At 68.5% G+C, this 14,200-nt stretch carries 14 protein-coding genes; 12 read left to right on the top strand and 2 right to left on the bottom strand.

From position 1 onward, the window contains the following. Nucleotides 1-80: 80 nt before the first annotated feature. From AC3RCC_RS18080 to AC3RCC_RS18035, 10 genes are all read left to right on the top strand, one after another. A complete protein-coding gene (locus tag AC3RCC_RS18080; RefSeq protein WP_492256129.1) occupies nt 81-1,238 on the top strand; it encodes an NAD(P)/FAD-dependent oxidoreductase in 1,158 nt (385 codons plus the stop codon). Beyond that, nucleotides 1,235-1,498 (top strand): 2Fe-2S iron-sulfur cluster-binding protein, encoded by a 264-nt coding sequence (locus AC3RCC_RS18075; protein ID WP_492256128.1) that lies wholly within the window; start codon nt 1,235-1,237, stop codon nt 1,496-1,498. The genes AC3RCC_RS18080 and AC3RCC_RS18075 overlap by 4 nt, the downstream gene beginning before the upstream one ends. A gap of 22 nt (nt 1,499-1,520) precedes the next feature. Continuing rightward, entirely contained in the window at nt 1,521-2,807 is a 1,287-nt protein-coding gene (locus tag AC3RCC_RS18070; RefSeq protein WP_492256127.1) for an FAD-dependent oxidoreductase, read from the top strand. Nucleotides 2,808-2,810: 3 nt separating this feature from the next. Next, nucleotides 2,811-4,214 (top strand): aldehyde dehydrogenase family protein, encoded by a 1,404-nt coding sequence (locus tag AC3RCC_RS18065; protein WP_492256126.1) that lies wholly within the window; start codon nt 2,811-2,813, stop codon nt 4,212-4,214. Nucleotides 4,215-4,234: 20 nt separating this feature from the next. Further along, complete coding sequence (gene dapA, locus AC3RCC_RS18060) at nt 4,235-5,143, top strand: 4-hydroxy-tetrahydrodipicolinate synthase (protein WP_492256125.1); 909 nt, start codon at nt 4,235-4,237, stop codon at nt 5,141-5,143. 126 nt (nt 5,144-5,269) lie between these two features. Then, complete coding sequence (locus AC3RCC_RS18055) at nt 5,270-6,097, top strand: transporter substrate-binding domain-containing protein (RefSeq protein ID WP_291637039.1); 828 nt, start codon at nt 5,270-5,272, stop codon at nt 6,095-6,097. Between the two features lie 49 nt (nt 6,098-6,146). Further along, nucleotides 6,147-6,809: an amino acid ABC transporter permease gene (locus AC3RCC_RS18050; protein WP_291637037.1), complete on the top strand. Its 663-nt coding sequence runs from the start codon at nt 6,147-6,149 to the stop codon at nt 6,807-6,809. 12 nt (nt 6,810-6,821) lie between these two features. Next, a complete protein-coding gene (locus tag AC3RCC_RS18045; protein WP_291637035.1) occupies nt 6,822-7,631 on the top strand; it encodes an amino acid ABC transporter ATP-binding protein in 810 nt (269 codons plus the stop codon). Continuing rightward, nucleotides 7,624-8,772, top strand: coding sequence for a saccharopine dehydrogenase family protein (locus AC3RCC_RS18040; protein ID WP_492256124.1), 1,149 nt, complete (start codon nt 7,624-7,626; stop codon nt 8,770-8,772). The genes AC3RCC_RS18045 and AC3RCC_RS18040 overlap by 8 nt, the downstream gene beginning before the upstream one ends. Next, complete coding sequence (locus AC3RCC_RS18035) at nt 8,769-9,506, top strand: aspartate/glutamate racemase family protein (RefSeq protein ID WP_492256123.1); 738 nt, start codon at nt 8,769-8,771, stop codon at nt 9,504-9,506. The genes AC3RCC_RS18040 and AC3RCC_RS18035 overlap by 4 nt, the downstream gene beginning before the upstream one ends. Before the next feature lie 21 nt (nt 9,507-9,527). Here AC3RCC_RS18035 and AC3RCC_RS18030 read toward each other — a convergent pair whose 3' ends face one another. Beyond that, the gene (locus AC3RCC_RS18030; protein WP_492256122.1) at nt 9,528-11,066 is read right to left on the bottom strand and encodes a sulfatase-like hydrolase/transferase; all 1,539 of its coding nucleotides are present in this window, start codon (nt 11,064-11,066) and stop codon (nt 9,528-9,530) included. A gap of 8 nt (nt 11,067-11,074) precedes the next feature. Further along, on the bottom strand, nt 11,075-12,070 hold the full coding sequence (locus AC3RCC_RS18025) for a Bug family tripartite tricarboxylate transporter substrate binding protein (RefSeq protein ID WP_492256121.1): 996 nt from the start codon (nt 12,068-12,070) through the stop codon (nt 11,075-11,077). 120 nt (nt 12,071-12,190) lie between these two features. On the opposite strand from AC3RCC_RS18025, the gene AC3RCC_RS18020 reads away from it, so the two are divergent. Continuing rightward, on the top strand, nt 12,191-13,093 hold the full coding sequence (locus AC3RCC_RS18020) for a LysR family transcriptional regulator (RefSeq protein WP_492256120.1): 903 nt from the start codon (nt 12,191-12,193) through the stop codon (nt 13,091-13,093). Between the two features lie 120 nt (nt 13,094-13,213). Next, nucleotides 13,214-14,125 carry a polyphosphate kinase 2 family protein gene (locus AC3RCC_RS18015; RefSeq protein ID WP_291637024.1) on the top strand — a complete coding sequence of 304 codons (912 nt, stop codon included), beginning with the start codon at nt 13,214-13,216 and terminating at the stop codon, nt 14,123-14,125. Nucleotides 14,126-14,200: the final 75 nt, after the last annotated feature.

The raw sequence follows: 14,200 nt of genomic DNA, 5'->3' as shown, positions 1-14,200 counted from the left end.
GGCGGATCATTTGGATCGACCCGGAAGGCGAAGCGACCGAGGGTCGCGCATCGCTTTCAAGGACGCCCCCGTCGCTTCGCATGGCCCGCTCTCCTTCCCTTCATGTCGCCGTGATCGGCGCCGGAATCGTCGGCGCCGCCGCCGCGCATTTCCTGGCGGCGGCCGGGGCGCGGGTCACGCTGCTCGATGCTTCGGGACCGGCGGCCGGCGCGACCGGCGCTTCGGACGGCGCGGTCTCGGTCGCGAGCAAGAAGCCCGGCCCGATGATGGACCTCGCCCGCCATGCCCGCGCCTTCTACGGAAGCTGCGAGGCCGACGGTTTGCTGCGCGGCCTGTTCCATCGCCGCTCGACTTTCCTCGTTGCCCGCACCCGACTCGAGGCTGAGCTCGTCGCCGAGCACGGCGCCGATCTCGCTGCCGCCGGCGAGCGCGTGCTCGATGTCGACCGGCCGACGCTGCTCAACCGCATTCCCGGTCTCGGCGACGGCGTCTGCTTCGCCCTCGAAATCCCCGATGACGGGCATGCGCTCGGCTACGAGATCACCCAGCGCCTGCTGCAGCGGAGCTGCGTCGCAGTCCGGCGCAATGCACCCGTATCCGAAATCGCTATGCGAGCCGGGCAGGCCGTCGGCGTCGTAGTTCGGGGCGAACTGGTGGCGGCCGATGCCGTGCTCGTCGCCGCCGGGATCGGCTCGGTCGGCCTGCTCGGGCTCGGCGACATCCTGATCCCGCGCAAGGGCCAGATGGTCGTGACCGACCGGGCCGCGGTCGGCCGGCCGGCGATCGACGGCCATCTGATGGCGGCCTCCTATCTTGCCGCCAAGCGCGGAATCGTCCGGGATAACGCCCATATCGGCCTCGTCATCGACCCGCTGGTCACCGGCCAGTTCCTGATCGGCGGCAGCCGCGAGGATCACCGCGCCGACCAGGCCACGGATGCCGCGACGATCGCGGCGATCCTGCGCGACGCGCTCGATCTCTATCCGCCGCTGCGCCAGCGCCGCGTCCTGCGGACCTTCGCCGGTGTCCGCACCGCCTCGCGCGACGGCCTGCCGATCATCGGCCCGCATCCGCATCTCGGCGGGGTCACGATCGCCACCGGCTTCGAGGGCGATGGCATCTGCCTCGGCCCGTTCATGGGCGCCAGCGCCGCCCGGATGATCCTCGGCGAGGCGCCGGGCGTCGATCTCTCGATGCTCGCGCCCCAGCGCTTCTCCAGAGCCGAGGCCCTGGCATGAACCCGTGCTTCTACTGGATCGACCGGCCGGTTTCCTTCCGGCCCGGCGAGACCGTCGCTGCGGCGCTGCTGCGCGCCGGCATCGCCGATCTCGGCCCTGAGGGGGGGGCCGTGCGTGGCCGCGTCTTCTGCGGCATCGGCGCCTGCCAGGCCTGCATCGTCGCCATCGCGGGCGAGGGGGCCGTCGAGGCCTGCCTGACGCCGGCGCGTTCCGGAATGCGTCTTTCCCCTCAGCCCAGCCTTGGACTGCGCCATGACTGATCTGGCCAAGACTGACCTGGCCATGACTGAGTTGCCGGTCCTTGTCGTCGGCGGCGGGCCGGCGGGCGTCGCTGCGGCCGTAGCCCTGGCGGAAGCCGGTCTGCGGGTGCTGCTGATCGAGCAGCGCGACCGGCTTGGCGGTGCCATCCATCGTCAGCCCGCAGTCGGTGCACCACAGATCTGGAGAGGGCCGGCACGGCACCGGCGCAACTGGGCGGAACTCGCCTCGCGCCTCGAACATGTGGCAGAGCGGATCGAGCTGCGGACCTCGACGGTCTTCCTCGGCATCGATGGGGCAGGGCGCTTCCTCTTCGATGATCGTATGGCCGGCCGCGTTTTTGCGCGCCCTGTCCGGGCCGCCATCGTCGCGGTCGGTGCGGTCGAGAAGATCGCTCCGTTCGAAGGCTGGGAACTGCCGGGCGTGATGAGCGCGGGCGGCGCCCAGGTCCTGCTCAAGGAGACCGGCCGGCCGCCCGAAGGTCCGATCGTCGTTGCCGGCAGTGGTCCGCTGCTGCTCGCCGTCGCGGCGCAACTCGCCCGCGCCGGCAACCCGCCGCTCGCCGTGCTGGAGCGCGGCAGGCCCTGGCACAAGCCCAAGGCCCTGGCCCGCCTGATGACGGCCGGGCCGCAGCTCGCCGAAGCCGCCGCCTACGCCGCGGCGCTCGCCTTGAAGCGTGTGCCCTATCGCAGTGGCAGCGAGGTGCTGGGCGTCAGCGAGACTGGGCAGGGGCTGACGATCCGCGTCCGCGCCGGCTCCGCCGAAAGCCTGCTGCAGGCTCGCCATCTGCTGATCCATGATGGGCTGGAGCCGAACCGCGCCGGTATCCCGCTGCCGGCCCCCGGGGCGGAAGTTCCCGTGCTGCTCGCCGGCGACGGGCGCGAAATTCTCGGCGCCGATGCGGCGATCCTCGATGGCCAGCGTGCCGCCTCGGCGGTCCTTTCGCGCTTGGGACACGCCGCTTCGGCTGCGCCGCTCGAAGCAGTTCTGAGCAAGGCACGGAGCTTTCAGCTCGCGCTTGCCGAGGCTCTGCGTAGCAAGGCCACGCCGCCGACGCCGCAGACCATGCTCTGCCGCTGCGAGGGGCGCCGCTATGCCGATTTCGCCGCGCTGCCGGCCGACGCATCGGCCCGCGAGATCCGGCTGATGGGCCGTTTCGGCCTCGGCGCCTGCCAGGGGCGCTTCTGCGGACCCATGCTGGCGGAGCTGCGGGGCGAGGCGCTGCCGACGGCCAATCCGCCGCGTTGGCCGCTGCGGCCGGTCTCGGTCGCCGCCCTCGCCAATTTCTCGACCGACGAAACGGAGTCATGAGCCGTGAATGGCACTCTCGCAAAATCCTTCAGAAGCAGCAGCCGTCCAGTGGTCGACGTGCTCAACCCCTTCTCCGGGGCGAGCGTCGGCAAGGTCGAAGTCGCCGACGAGGTTGCGGTCGCCGATGCGCTGCGGGCCGCGCGCAAGGCCTGGCGCTCCTTCCGCTTCAGCACGCCGGCCGAACGCAAGGGCCTGCTCCATCGCCTCGCCGAACTGCTCGCGGAGGACGCGGAAGAGATGGCGCAGATCATCTGTGCCGAGGTCGGCAAGACGATCACCGAAGCGCGCAACGAGGTCCGCCGCGCCCAGAACACGCTGCGCCTGAGCGGTGATGCGATCACCGTGCTGCATGGCGAGGTGTTGCCGACGGCGATCGTGGCGGGGGCGCCGAGCAAGCTCGCCGCGATCACCTATGAGCCGGCCGGCGTCGTCGGGGCGATCACGCCCTTCAACTATCCGCTCAACCTGCTCTGCCACAAGCTCGGCCCGGCCATCGCCGCCGGCAATGCCGTCGTCGCCAAGCCGTCGCCCAAGGCGCCGTTGGCCGCCGAGCGCCTTGGCGAGCTCGCGGCCAAAGCGGGGTTCCCGCAGGGCCTGTTCAGCATCGTCCATGGCGGCGCCGAGGTCGCGGCCATGATCGCCAGCGGCGATATCGACCTGCTGAGCTTCACCGGCGGGCCGGCCGCCGGCCTCGCGCTCAAGAACGCCTCGGGCCTCGTGCGCTGCCTGATGGAGCTCGGCGGCAACGACCCGCTGATCGTGATGCCGGATGCCGATCTCGACCGCGCCGCGCAGACCGCGATCGGGCATCGCTTCGAGATCGCCGGCCAGAGCTGCGCCGCCGTGAAGCGCCTCTATTTGCATGAGGAGATCCGGGATACGATGATCGCGCGCATCGCGGCGCTGATCGAGGATGTCCGCACCGGCGACCCCGCCGACGAGGCGACCGTGATGGGCACGCTCATCGACGAGCCCGCGGCGGCGGAGGTCGAGCGGCGGGTCAGGCTCGCCGTCGCGCAAGGGGCGACGGTCGTCGCCGGCGGCAGGCGCCGTGGAACCATGTTCGCGCCGACCCTGCTCGACGATGTTCCGGCCGAGGCCGAGCTGGTGCGCAGCGAGACCTTCGGGCCGGTGCTCGCTGTGCGCCGTTTCAGCGATCCCGAACAGGTGATCGGCGAGGTCAGCGACAGCCCCTACGGGCTGCAGGCCGGCGTCTTCACCAACGACCATGCGCTGGTGAAGCGCTTCTCCCGCGAGCTGCGCGTCGGCGGCGTGATGATCAATGAAGGCCCGGATTTCCGCGCCGAGAACGTGCCCTTCGGCGGCATCAAGTCGAGCGGGCTCGGCCGCGAGGGCATCCACATGACCTTGCGCGAGATGAGCGAGACCAAGGTCGTCATCGACTGACTGAGATGGAAGAGAAAGCCATGATCGATTCAGAGCTGCGCCGGCGCCTCTCAGGCGTCTTCACCGCCCTCGTCACCCCTTTCCGCGCTGGCGCGATCGATGTGCCCGCCCTCGAGCGCCTGATCGCCGCCCAGCTGGAAGCCGGCGTCGCCGGGCTTGTGCCAGTCGGGACCACGGGCGAGGCGGCCACCCTGTCCGAGGCGGAGGCCGACGAGGTCATCCGCATCACGGTCGCCGCCGCCAAGGGGCGCGCCTTCATCATGGCCGGCACCGGCTCGAACGCGACCACTCTCGCCGTCGCCAAGGCGAAGCGCGCGGAGGCGCTCGGCGCCGACGGCATCCTCGTCGTCACGCCCTACTACAACAAGCCCTCGCAGGATGGCCTGTTCAGCCATTTCGCCGCCATCGCCGAGGCGGTGAAGATCCCGATCATGCTCTACAGCGTGCCCGGCCGGACCGGCGTCGAGATCGCCCCGGCGACGGCGGCGCGCCTGGCCAAGGCCTACCCGCATATCGTCGCGATCAAGGAGGCCGGCGGCAGGACCGAGCGGATCACCGAGCTGCGGCGGGCGCTCGGCGAGGATTTCGTCATCCATTCCGGCGATGATGGGCTGACCCTGCCATTTCTCGCGGTCGGCGCCGATGGCGTCACCAGCGTCGCTTCCAACCTGCTGCCGCGCGAGATCGTGGCGCTGTGCGCCGCCTGGGCCAAGGGCGAGCTGCGCGAGGCCCGCCGTATCCATCAGGCCCTGTTCGATGTCACCGGTCACCTCTTCATCGAGAGCAACCCGGTACCGGTCAAGACCGCCCTGGCCCGCAGCGGCGCGATTTCGGCCGAGGTGCGCGCGCCGCTGGCGCCGTTGCGACCCGAGAACCTGAAAGCGCTCGAAGCCAGCCTGGCCGCCTTCGAAAGCGCTCGGGACATATAAGAAAACCGGTAGGCGAGCGGCCTACTCTCGCATTGTTTGCGGAGGTGCCTTCCTTAGGCTCCTCCCTAACCCGGCAGGCCGGGGCAAGACCGAAGATCATCGGCAAGGGAACGGAGGATAATCGTCGTGAAGAAGATCATCAGCGCAATTTTTGCGGTCGGCCTTGGGCTGGCGGCATTCCAGTCGCCGGCTCAGGCCCAGGACAGCATCGAATCCGTGCGTTCGCGCGGCGTGCTGCGCATTCCCGGGATCATCAACGAGGATCCCTATTTCAACAAGGATCCGCGCACCGGTGAGTGGCGCGGTTTCGCCATCGAGATGGCGCGCGACATCGCCAAGACGCTCGGCGTCAAGCTGGAAGTGGTCGAGTCGAGCTGGCCGAATTCGATCCTCGACGTGCAGAGCGGCAAGGTCGACCTCGCGCTCGGGGTGACCGCGACGCCGCAGCGCGCCATGTCGGTCGCCTTCTCGGCGCCGACCTATTTCAACAGCTTCGTCATCGTCTCGCCGAAGCCGGAGCTCTCCAAGCTCAGCTGGGCCGAGCTCAACGATCCCAAATACACTTTCGCGGTCGATCTCGGCTCCTCGCAGGATTTGATCGCCCAGCAATACCTGCCCAAGGCCAAGATGCTGCGCTTCAAGACGCGCGACGAGGCGATCGTCGCCGTGGTCAGCGGCAAGGCCGACGGCCTCGTCAACACCATGCTCAACGGGCTGGTGATGACCAAGAAGGCGAACGGCATCGGCAAGGTGATGGTGCCGAGCCCGGTCCTCTCGACGCCGTCGGTCGTCGCGCTGAACTGGAAGGGCGACGAGAAGTGGCGCGCCTTCATCTCGGCCTGGGCCGAGTACAACCGCCGCATCGGCAACAACCAGACCTGGATCGTCAACAGCCTGGCGCCGTTCGGCATCACGCTCGACGACATGCCTGAAGGTTTCGGCTTCGGTGGTTGAAGCATAGGGCGGCCCGTAAGGGCCGCCCTCCAAGGAAGGCTAGCAAGACATGTATACTTGGAGCTTCGCCCCGATCATCCAGGCCTCCGACCTCTTCCTGTGGGGGGCGTGGATCACGGTCGTCTACACGGCAGGCTCGATCGCGATCGGCCTGGTCCTCGGTCTCGCCGTCTGCTTCGCCAGGCTTTCGGGCATCGGACCGCTGAACTGGTTCGCGCAGGGCTTCCAGGAGCTGTTTCGCTGCACGCCCCTCCTGGTCCAGCTCCTCTGGATCTACTACGCGCTGCCGCTCCTGCTCGGCTTCGACATGCCCAACTGGGCGGCGGCGCTGTTGACGCTCTCGCTCTATGCGGCGGCCTTCTATGCCGAGGTCTTCCGCGGCGGCATCGTCTCGATCGACAAGGGCCAGTTCGAGGCCGGCGCGGCGATCGGCATGTCGGGCTGGCAGGTGATGCGGCGCATCATACTGCCCCAGGCCATCCGCCGGATGATGCCGGCCTTCATCAACCAGTCGGTCACCCAGTTCAAGAACACCTCGCTGGTCTCGGTGATCTCGGTGGCGGACCTGACCTACATGGCCAGCATCGTCAACGGCCAGACCTATCGGCCGCTCGAATCCTACACGGTGGTCGCTGTGCTCTACTTCGTCATTCTCTTCCCGATGATGAAGTTCGCCGACTACATCGAACACCGCATGCGCCGCGGCAACTGATCGAGAGCGCCCATGACCTCCGCTTCATCCGCACCCGCTTCGTCTTCCTCGGTTTCGTCGCCGGCAGCCTCCGACATCGTGCTCGAGGCGCGCGGCATCACCAAATGCTTCGGGGCGCTGACCGTACTCCACGGCATCGACCTCGCCCTCAAGGCCGGCGAGGTCGTCTCGATCATCGGGCCGTCAGGCTCGGGCAAGTCGACCTTCATCCGCTGCATGAACATGCTGGAGAAGCCCGACGCCGGCGAGATCCTCTTCCGCAACCGCCGTGTCGGCGAGAAGCATCGCGGCAGCGGCGATCTGCTCGGGCAGGGCGAATTGCGCCGCCATGTCGGCATGGTCTTCCAGCACTTCAACCTGTTCCCGCATATGAGCGTGCTGGAGAACGTCATCGAGGGCCCGGTGATCGTGCAGCGGAAGTCGCGCGCCGAGGCCGTCGAGATCGCGATGGACTACATCGCCAAGGTCGGCCTGGCTGAGAAGCGCGACGCCCGGCCGGACCAGCTCTCCGGCGGCCAGAAGCAGCGTGTCGCTATCGCCCGGGCGCTCGCCATGCAGCCTGACGCGCTGCTGCTCGACGAGGTCACCAGCGCGCTCGATCCAGAGCTCGTCGGCGAAGTGCTCGGTGTGGTGCGCGATCTCGCCAATCAGGGCATGACCATGGTCATCGTCACCCACGAGATCTCCTTCGCCGCCGACGTCTCCGACCGGGTCGTATTCATGGAGAATGGCCGCATCGTCGCGCAGGGCCTGCCCGAGACCATCCTGCGCCGCCCCGACAATGAGCGCCTCAAGGCGTTCCTCGCGCGCTTCCATGGCTGAGCCGGTGCGACAGGCTGAAACCCCCTTCAGGGTCGTCATCGTCGGCGCTGGGCGCGTCGGCTCGGCGCTGGCGCTGCTCCTGAAGCAGGCTGCCGAGTTCGAGGTCGTGGTGGTCGATCCGACCGAACCGGCGCAGCGGCGCATGGACGAGCTCGGCCTGCCGCTGGTGGAGGCCGACCCCGGCAACGCCACGCAGCTCGACCGGCTCCTCGGTGAGGCCCAGGCCGTGGTCGCGGCGTTGCCGGCGGCGGCGACGCCGATGGTCGCCGCCGCCGCGCGCCGCAGCGGCATTCATTATCTTGATCTCGGCGACGATACCGCCGGTCTTGACGCGGTGCTGAGCGAGGCCCGCTCGGCGGCAGGATGCTTCATTCCGCAATGCGGCATCTCCCCGGGGCTGGTCTCGCAGCTGGTGCTCGATCTGGTCTCGCGGAGCGCCGGGCCGGCTGAGATCGACGTCCGCATCGGCACCTTGCCGCGCGAGCCGGGTAGCCGGCTCGGCTACGGACTGACCTGGGACGTCGATGCCCTGCTGCGCGAATACATCCAGCCCTCGACGGCGCTGGTCGATGGCAGACGCGTCAGCCTGCCGGCACTGAGCGATCTCGGCCGCCTGCGCCTCGGCGGGCGCGACTATGAGGACTTCGCTTCCGGCAATATCCCGGCGAGCCTGTGCGCGCGCCTGGAAGGGCGGGTCGCCCGGCTGACCTCGCGCACGATCCGCTATCCCGGCCATCTCGACTATATGCGTTTCCTGCTCGACGAGCTGAAACTGCGCGCCAGGACCGACCTCCTGCGCAACCTCTTCCTCAACGCCCTGCCCGAGATCGTCGACGATCGCCTGCTGATCTCGATCGGTGCGACATCCCGCCAGGATGGGCGCTCCGTCGAGGAGCGGTTCACCCGCGAGGTCGTGCCGGCTCAGATCGGTGGCAGCACGGTCAGCGCGATGCGGCGCACCGCCGCCGCCCATGTCGCCGCGGTGCTCGACCTGCTTCGCGTCGGAGCCATCGGGGTGCCGGGGCTGTGCTTGCAGGAGGACATTCCGTTCTCTGCGCTGAGCAGGAACCGCTTCCTGTCCTGGTTCTTCGCGGCTGGTGCGGAGGAGGGCGGGCTGACGAATCCGGGGAACGCGGCATGACGAGCGGCACGGACACATCGCGCGGACAGGCGGGGACTGTCGGCGATCTCGGCATCGGTATCCTGATGCTCGACACGCATTTCCGGCGGCTGCCGGGTGATATCGGCAATGCCAGGAGCTGGTCGACGCCGGTGCAGTTCCGCGTCGTGCGCGGTGCCGACCCGGCCGCGATCGTGCATGGCCGGCCGGGGGATTTCCTGCAGCCCTTCATCGCGGCCGCGCTCGACCTCGTTTCCTGCGGGGTGCGCGGCATCACCACGAGCTGCGGCTTCCTCGCTCTGTTGCAGAAGGAGCTGGCGGCGGCGCTCCCCGTGCCGGTCGCGACCAGCAGCCTGCTGCAGGCGCCGCTGATCGAGGCGATGCTGCCGGCCGGACAGCAGGTCGGCATCCTGACCTTCGCGCCCGAGGCCTTGAGCGCGCGCCATCTCGCCGCCGTCGGCGTGCGGACGGACACGCCGATCGAGGGCCTGGCGCCGGACAGCCTGTTCCGACAGGTCTATGGCGCCAAGGGCGGCTTCTCCGATTTCGCGACGCTCGAGCAGGAGGTGATCGCGGCCGCGCTGGCACTGGTCGAGAAGCATCCGAATGTCGGCGCGATCCTGTGCGAATGCACCAATCTGCCGCCGCATTCGGCTGCGATCGCCAGGGCGACCGGGCGCCCCGTCTTCGACATCATCGGCTTCGTTGACTGGTTCGCCCGCAGCCTGATGCCGCCGGCCTATCCGAGGGGCTGACGCGCCGGCTCGCCGGCGGTGTCAGCCCGAGCCCACCGCCTTGGCGGGGTCGGTCGGCGGGATCGGCGGATAATGCAGCCCGCGCTGGCCGGAGAGGCCGCGATTCGGCGCCATGACGAGTTCGGGCTCGGCCATGCCGACGAGTTCGCCATCGCGCAGCCAGGCTTCGTCCTCGCCGTAGAGGCTCGCCGCCAGCGCCTTGCCGAGCCGTGCCCTGATGTCCGCATGGCCGGGATCGCCGGCGAGATCGGCCATTTCCTGCGGGTCTTTGTCGAGATCGAAGAGCTGGAAATGGTTGCCGGCCGGATACCAGATCAGCTTGTAGCGGCCGTCATGCACCATGCGGGTCGCCTTCGCGCCCTCGAGCGATTCCCCATAGAGGATGTCGCGGCGCTGCTCGCCGACCATCGACAGGCCCTCGCAGCTCTCCGGAATCGGCAGGCCGCAGAGATCGAGCAAGGTCGGCATGATGTCCTGCAGGCCGACAAGGCGGCCATCGGTGGCGCCGGTTCCGACGCGGCTGTCCCCCGCCGCTCCCGAGAGCAGCATCGGCACGCCGGCCGAGGTCTCGTACATCAGCCGCTTGGCGTAGAGGCCGTTGTCGCCGAGCATGTCGCCATGATCGCCGCAGATCAGGATGATCGTGTCGTCGAGCAGGCCTTCCTCGCGCAGCGTCCCGATCAGGATCCGCAGCTGGTGGTCGATATGGGTGCACAGCGCATAGACCGCGCGGCGCATGTCGGCGAGCTGCGCTGGCGGAAGCTGCTCCCAGTAGTGATGCGCGACGCGCACCGCATAGGGCAGCGCCGCTGGGTCCCTGGCCCAGTCGGCCATCAGCGGGGCGTCGATGTCGCGGGCCCGATAGCGTTCGAAATAGCTCGCCAGCGGCACGATCGGCGGGTGCGGATGGGTATAGGAGACGTGCCAGAAACCCGGCCGCGTCGGGTCGCGCCGCTTGATCGTGCGCGCCGCCGCGAAGGTGATCCAGTTGGTGACGTGCAGCTCTTCCGGCAGGTGCCAGGTCCGCCAGCTGTACTCGTTGTTGCTCATGCCGTGCATGAACTGCTGGCCGGGCTGGCCCTTGTCGGTCAGGAACAGCTCGTAATCGTCCATGCCGCCGAGATGGCCGCGGCCTTCCTCGGCGAGTAGCACCTCCTCGAAGCCGATCCGGTCGCGCTGCGGATAGACATGGAGCTTGCCGATCGCGGCCGTCTGGTAGCCGGCGTCGCGGAAGGAGCGCGCCAGCGTCGGCAGGCCGTCCGGCATCGGCAAGGCCGGCTGGAAGACACGGTCGCCATGGCCGCGCGGGCTCGTGCCCGTCATCATCGAGCGCCGGGCCGGGATGCAGATCGGGCATTCGGCATAGGCGTTGGTGAAGCGCGTGCCGGTGCGGGCGATCTGGTCGAGCGTCGGTGTCTCCACTGTCGGATGGCCGGCGATGCCGAGCAGTCGCGCCGGCCATTGATCGACGGTGACGAACAGCACATGGCGGTCGCCAGGCGGAGAGTACGCAGCTCCCGCCGCTGGATTGCCTGCCTGATCGCCGGAGACGCGCTGCATGGCCCTGCTCAGTTCGCCTTGGCGCCGGAGATGCGGACGAGCTCCGCGATCTTGCCGGTCTCGGCCTTGATGAAGTCGCCGAAGGCGGCCGGCGTACCGCCGACCAGCTCGATGTTGAGCGCCGCCATGCGCTCGCGCACCGCCGGATCGGCGACGATCTTGTTGAGCTCGGCATTCAGCCGCTCGACCACGGCCGGCGGCGTGCCGGCCGGGACGAAGACACCGTGCCAGGAGGCAAACTCATAGCCGGGCACGCCGGCTTCGGCGACGGTCGGCACGTCAGGCATCGCCGCCGAACGCTTCGCTCCGGTCACCGCGAGCGCGCGCAGCGTACCCTCGCGCGCCATCGGCACGGCGGTCCCGTCGATCATCGCGGTGACATGGCCGGCGATCACGTCGTTGATGGCCGGGGCAGAGCCGCGATAGGGCACATGGGTCGCCTTGATGCCGGTCTTCTCCTTCAGCAATTCGAAGGCGAGCTGCTGCGGCGTGCCGACGCCGGCCGAAGCATAGGTCACCTTCTCCGGATTGGCCTTGGCATCGGCGAGCAGCGCCGCCAGGTCCTTGGCCGGGTTCTTCGGATTGATCACCAGAAGCAGCGAGACCGAGGTCAGCCGCATCACCGGGGCGAAATCGGTGAGCGGGTTGTAGGGCAGCTTGTCCTGCAGGGCCGGGGTGATCGCATGGGTCGCGATATCGCCGATCAGCAGGGTATGGCCGTCAGGCTCCGAGCGCGCCGCATCGGTCGCGCCGATGGCGCCGGCCGCGCCGGGCTTGTTGTCGATGACGATGGTCTGGCCGAGCGCCTCGCTCAGCTTCGGCCCGATCAGCCGCCCGAGAAGGTCGACATTGCCGCCAGCCGGATAGGGCACGACGATCCGCATCGTCTTGCTCGGCCAGGCGGTCTGCGCCATGGCGGAAGCCGAGAACAGGGCCGGCGTGATCACCAGCGCCGCCGACAAGCTCAGCAGGCCGGGCAGCCCGCTCTTGTGCGTCACGCTCATTCCGAAAACCTCCCACCCGCGGCACTTCTGCTCGCGCCGACATCGGTTCGAAAACTGAGCCAATCGCAAGCCATCAAGAAATTAGTTTTGCTTATTAGTCTTGGGCTCTAGTTTCGGCTCATGGACCAGAGGCTGCTCAGCTTTTTCGTCACCCTCGCCGAGGAGCTGCATTTCGTGCGGGCGGCGGAGCGGCTCGGCGTGACCCAGCCCGCGCTCAGCCAGCAGATCGCCAAGCTGGAGGAGACGCTGGCGGTAAAATTGTTCGAGCGCACCAAGCGCCGCGTTGCGCTGACCGATGCCGGTCGGAACTTCCAGAGCGACGCGCTGGCGATCCTGCGCCAGCTCGATCTGGCGGTGGCAGGGGCGCGCCGCGCCGCACAGGGGCAGATCGGCCGCCTGACCATCGGCTTCGTCGAGGCCTGTCCCTTCAACATCCTGCCGGTGCTGGTCTCGCGGCTCAGCCGCGAACTGCCGGAGGTCTCGCTGATCCTGCAGGAGATGGTGACCAGGGAGCAGGTCGAAGCGCTGCGCTCCGGCCGGATCGATGTCGGCCTGCTGCGGCCGATGTTCAGCGAGCCCGTGCTCGGCACGCTGCCGCTGTTCCGCGAGAATTACGTTGTCGCGCTGCCAGCCGGGCATCGCCTGACGCAAGCGGCGGCGGTGCCGCTGACCGCGCTGCGCGAGGAGCGCTTCATCATGACCCCGCCCGGCAAGCGCCGCTATGTCGAAGGCCGTTTCCGCGCCGCCTTCCGCCGGGCCGGCTTCGAGCCGCAAGTGGCGCAGGAGGTCCACCAGCTCCATACCATGATCGGCCTGGTCGCCGGTGGCATCGGCGTCGCGCTGGTGCCGCAATCGGTGTCGCGGCTCAATCTGGAGAATGTCGTCTACCGGCCGTTGAAGGGCCTGGACTCGACGGTCTCCGAACTCGTCGCCGCCTGGCCGCTCGATCGCGAGACGCCGGTGCTCCGGCGCTTCGTCGCGATTGCGCGGTCGGTCGCGGCCGGGGAGGGGCAGCGCGAATAGGCCTACCGGGCCGTTGCGCATCGCTCTAAGCTCGGCCGGGCTTTCGCGAGGCTCGAGCCAGGGGATGGATCGTCGTCGATCTGAAGGCGGAGAGGAGCGGTCTTGCCGCCGGAGATGACGATGCTGAAGGACGAGCTGATCAAGCGCTTCATGGTGACCAATGGCGAGAAGTTCAGGCTCGCCGACTTCGATCCGGGCGACACGGTCGGCCTCGATATCGACAAGGAAGAGGCCAGGGAGCTGCTGGCGGCCGGCACCAGGCGTTTGCATGCCCTGCAGGAGCGCCTCTATGCCGAGGGGCGCTGGGCGGTGCTGATCGTGTTGCAGGCGATGGATGCCGCCGGCAAGGACGGCATGATCGAGCATGTGATGTCCGGGATCAATCCGCAGGGCTGCGAGGTGACCTCGTTCAAGGCGCCGAGCATCGTCGAGTTGCGCCATGATTTTCTCTGGCGCACGACCTGCGCCCTGCCGCAGCGCGGCCATATCGGCATCTTCAACCGCTCCTATTACGAGGAGGTGCTGGTCGCACGGGTCCACCCGGAGATCCTGGCCAAGCAGAACCTGCCGCCATCGCTGGTCAAGGAGGATATCTGGAAGGATCGCTATGACAGCATCCGCGATTTCGAGCGCCATCTTGCGCGCAACGGCACGCTGGTCCTGAAGTTCTTCCTGCATGTCTCGAAGGGCGAGCAACGCCGCCGCCTGCTCGAGCGTATCGACGAGCCGGCCAAGAACTGGAAGTTCGATGCGGGCGACCTGGCCGAACGCAAGCGCTGGCCGGACTATATGAATGCCTATGAGGAGGCGCTCGCCGGAACCGCGACCAAGCACGCTCCCTGGTATGTCGTGCCGGCCGACAACAAATGGTTCAGCCGCCTCCTGGTGGCGACCGCGATTGCCGACAAGCTCGAGGAACTCGACCCGCAATTCCCCAGGCTCGACGAAGAGGCCCGCGCGGCGATGCATCGCGCGCGCGCCGAGCTCGCCGGCGAGGGCAACGGCGCCAATGGTACGAAGCGCAAATCCTGAGCGAACGGCCCGCCGCGGCTGCGGCGGGTCCTAGATCGCCGCGCGTCCGTTCGGACGCGGTCACGGTGATCTATC

The organism is Allobosea sp. GW823-FHT01F03, assembly GCF_058798075.1.
This window is presented reverse-complemented; position numbering and strand designations above follow the sequence as displayed.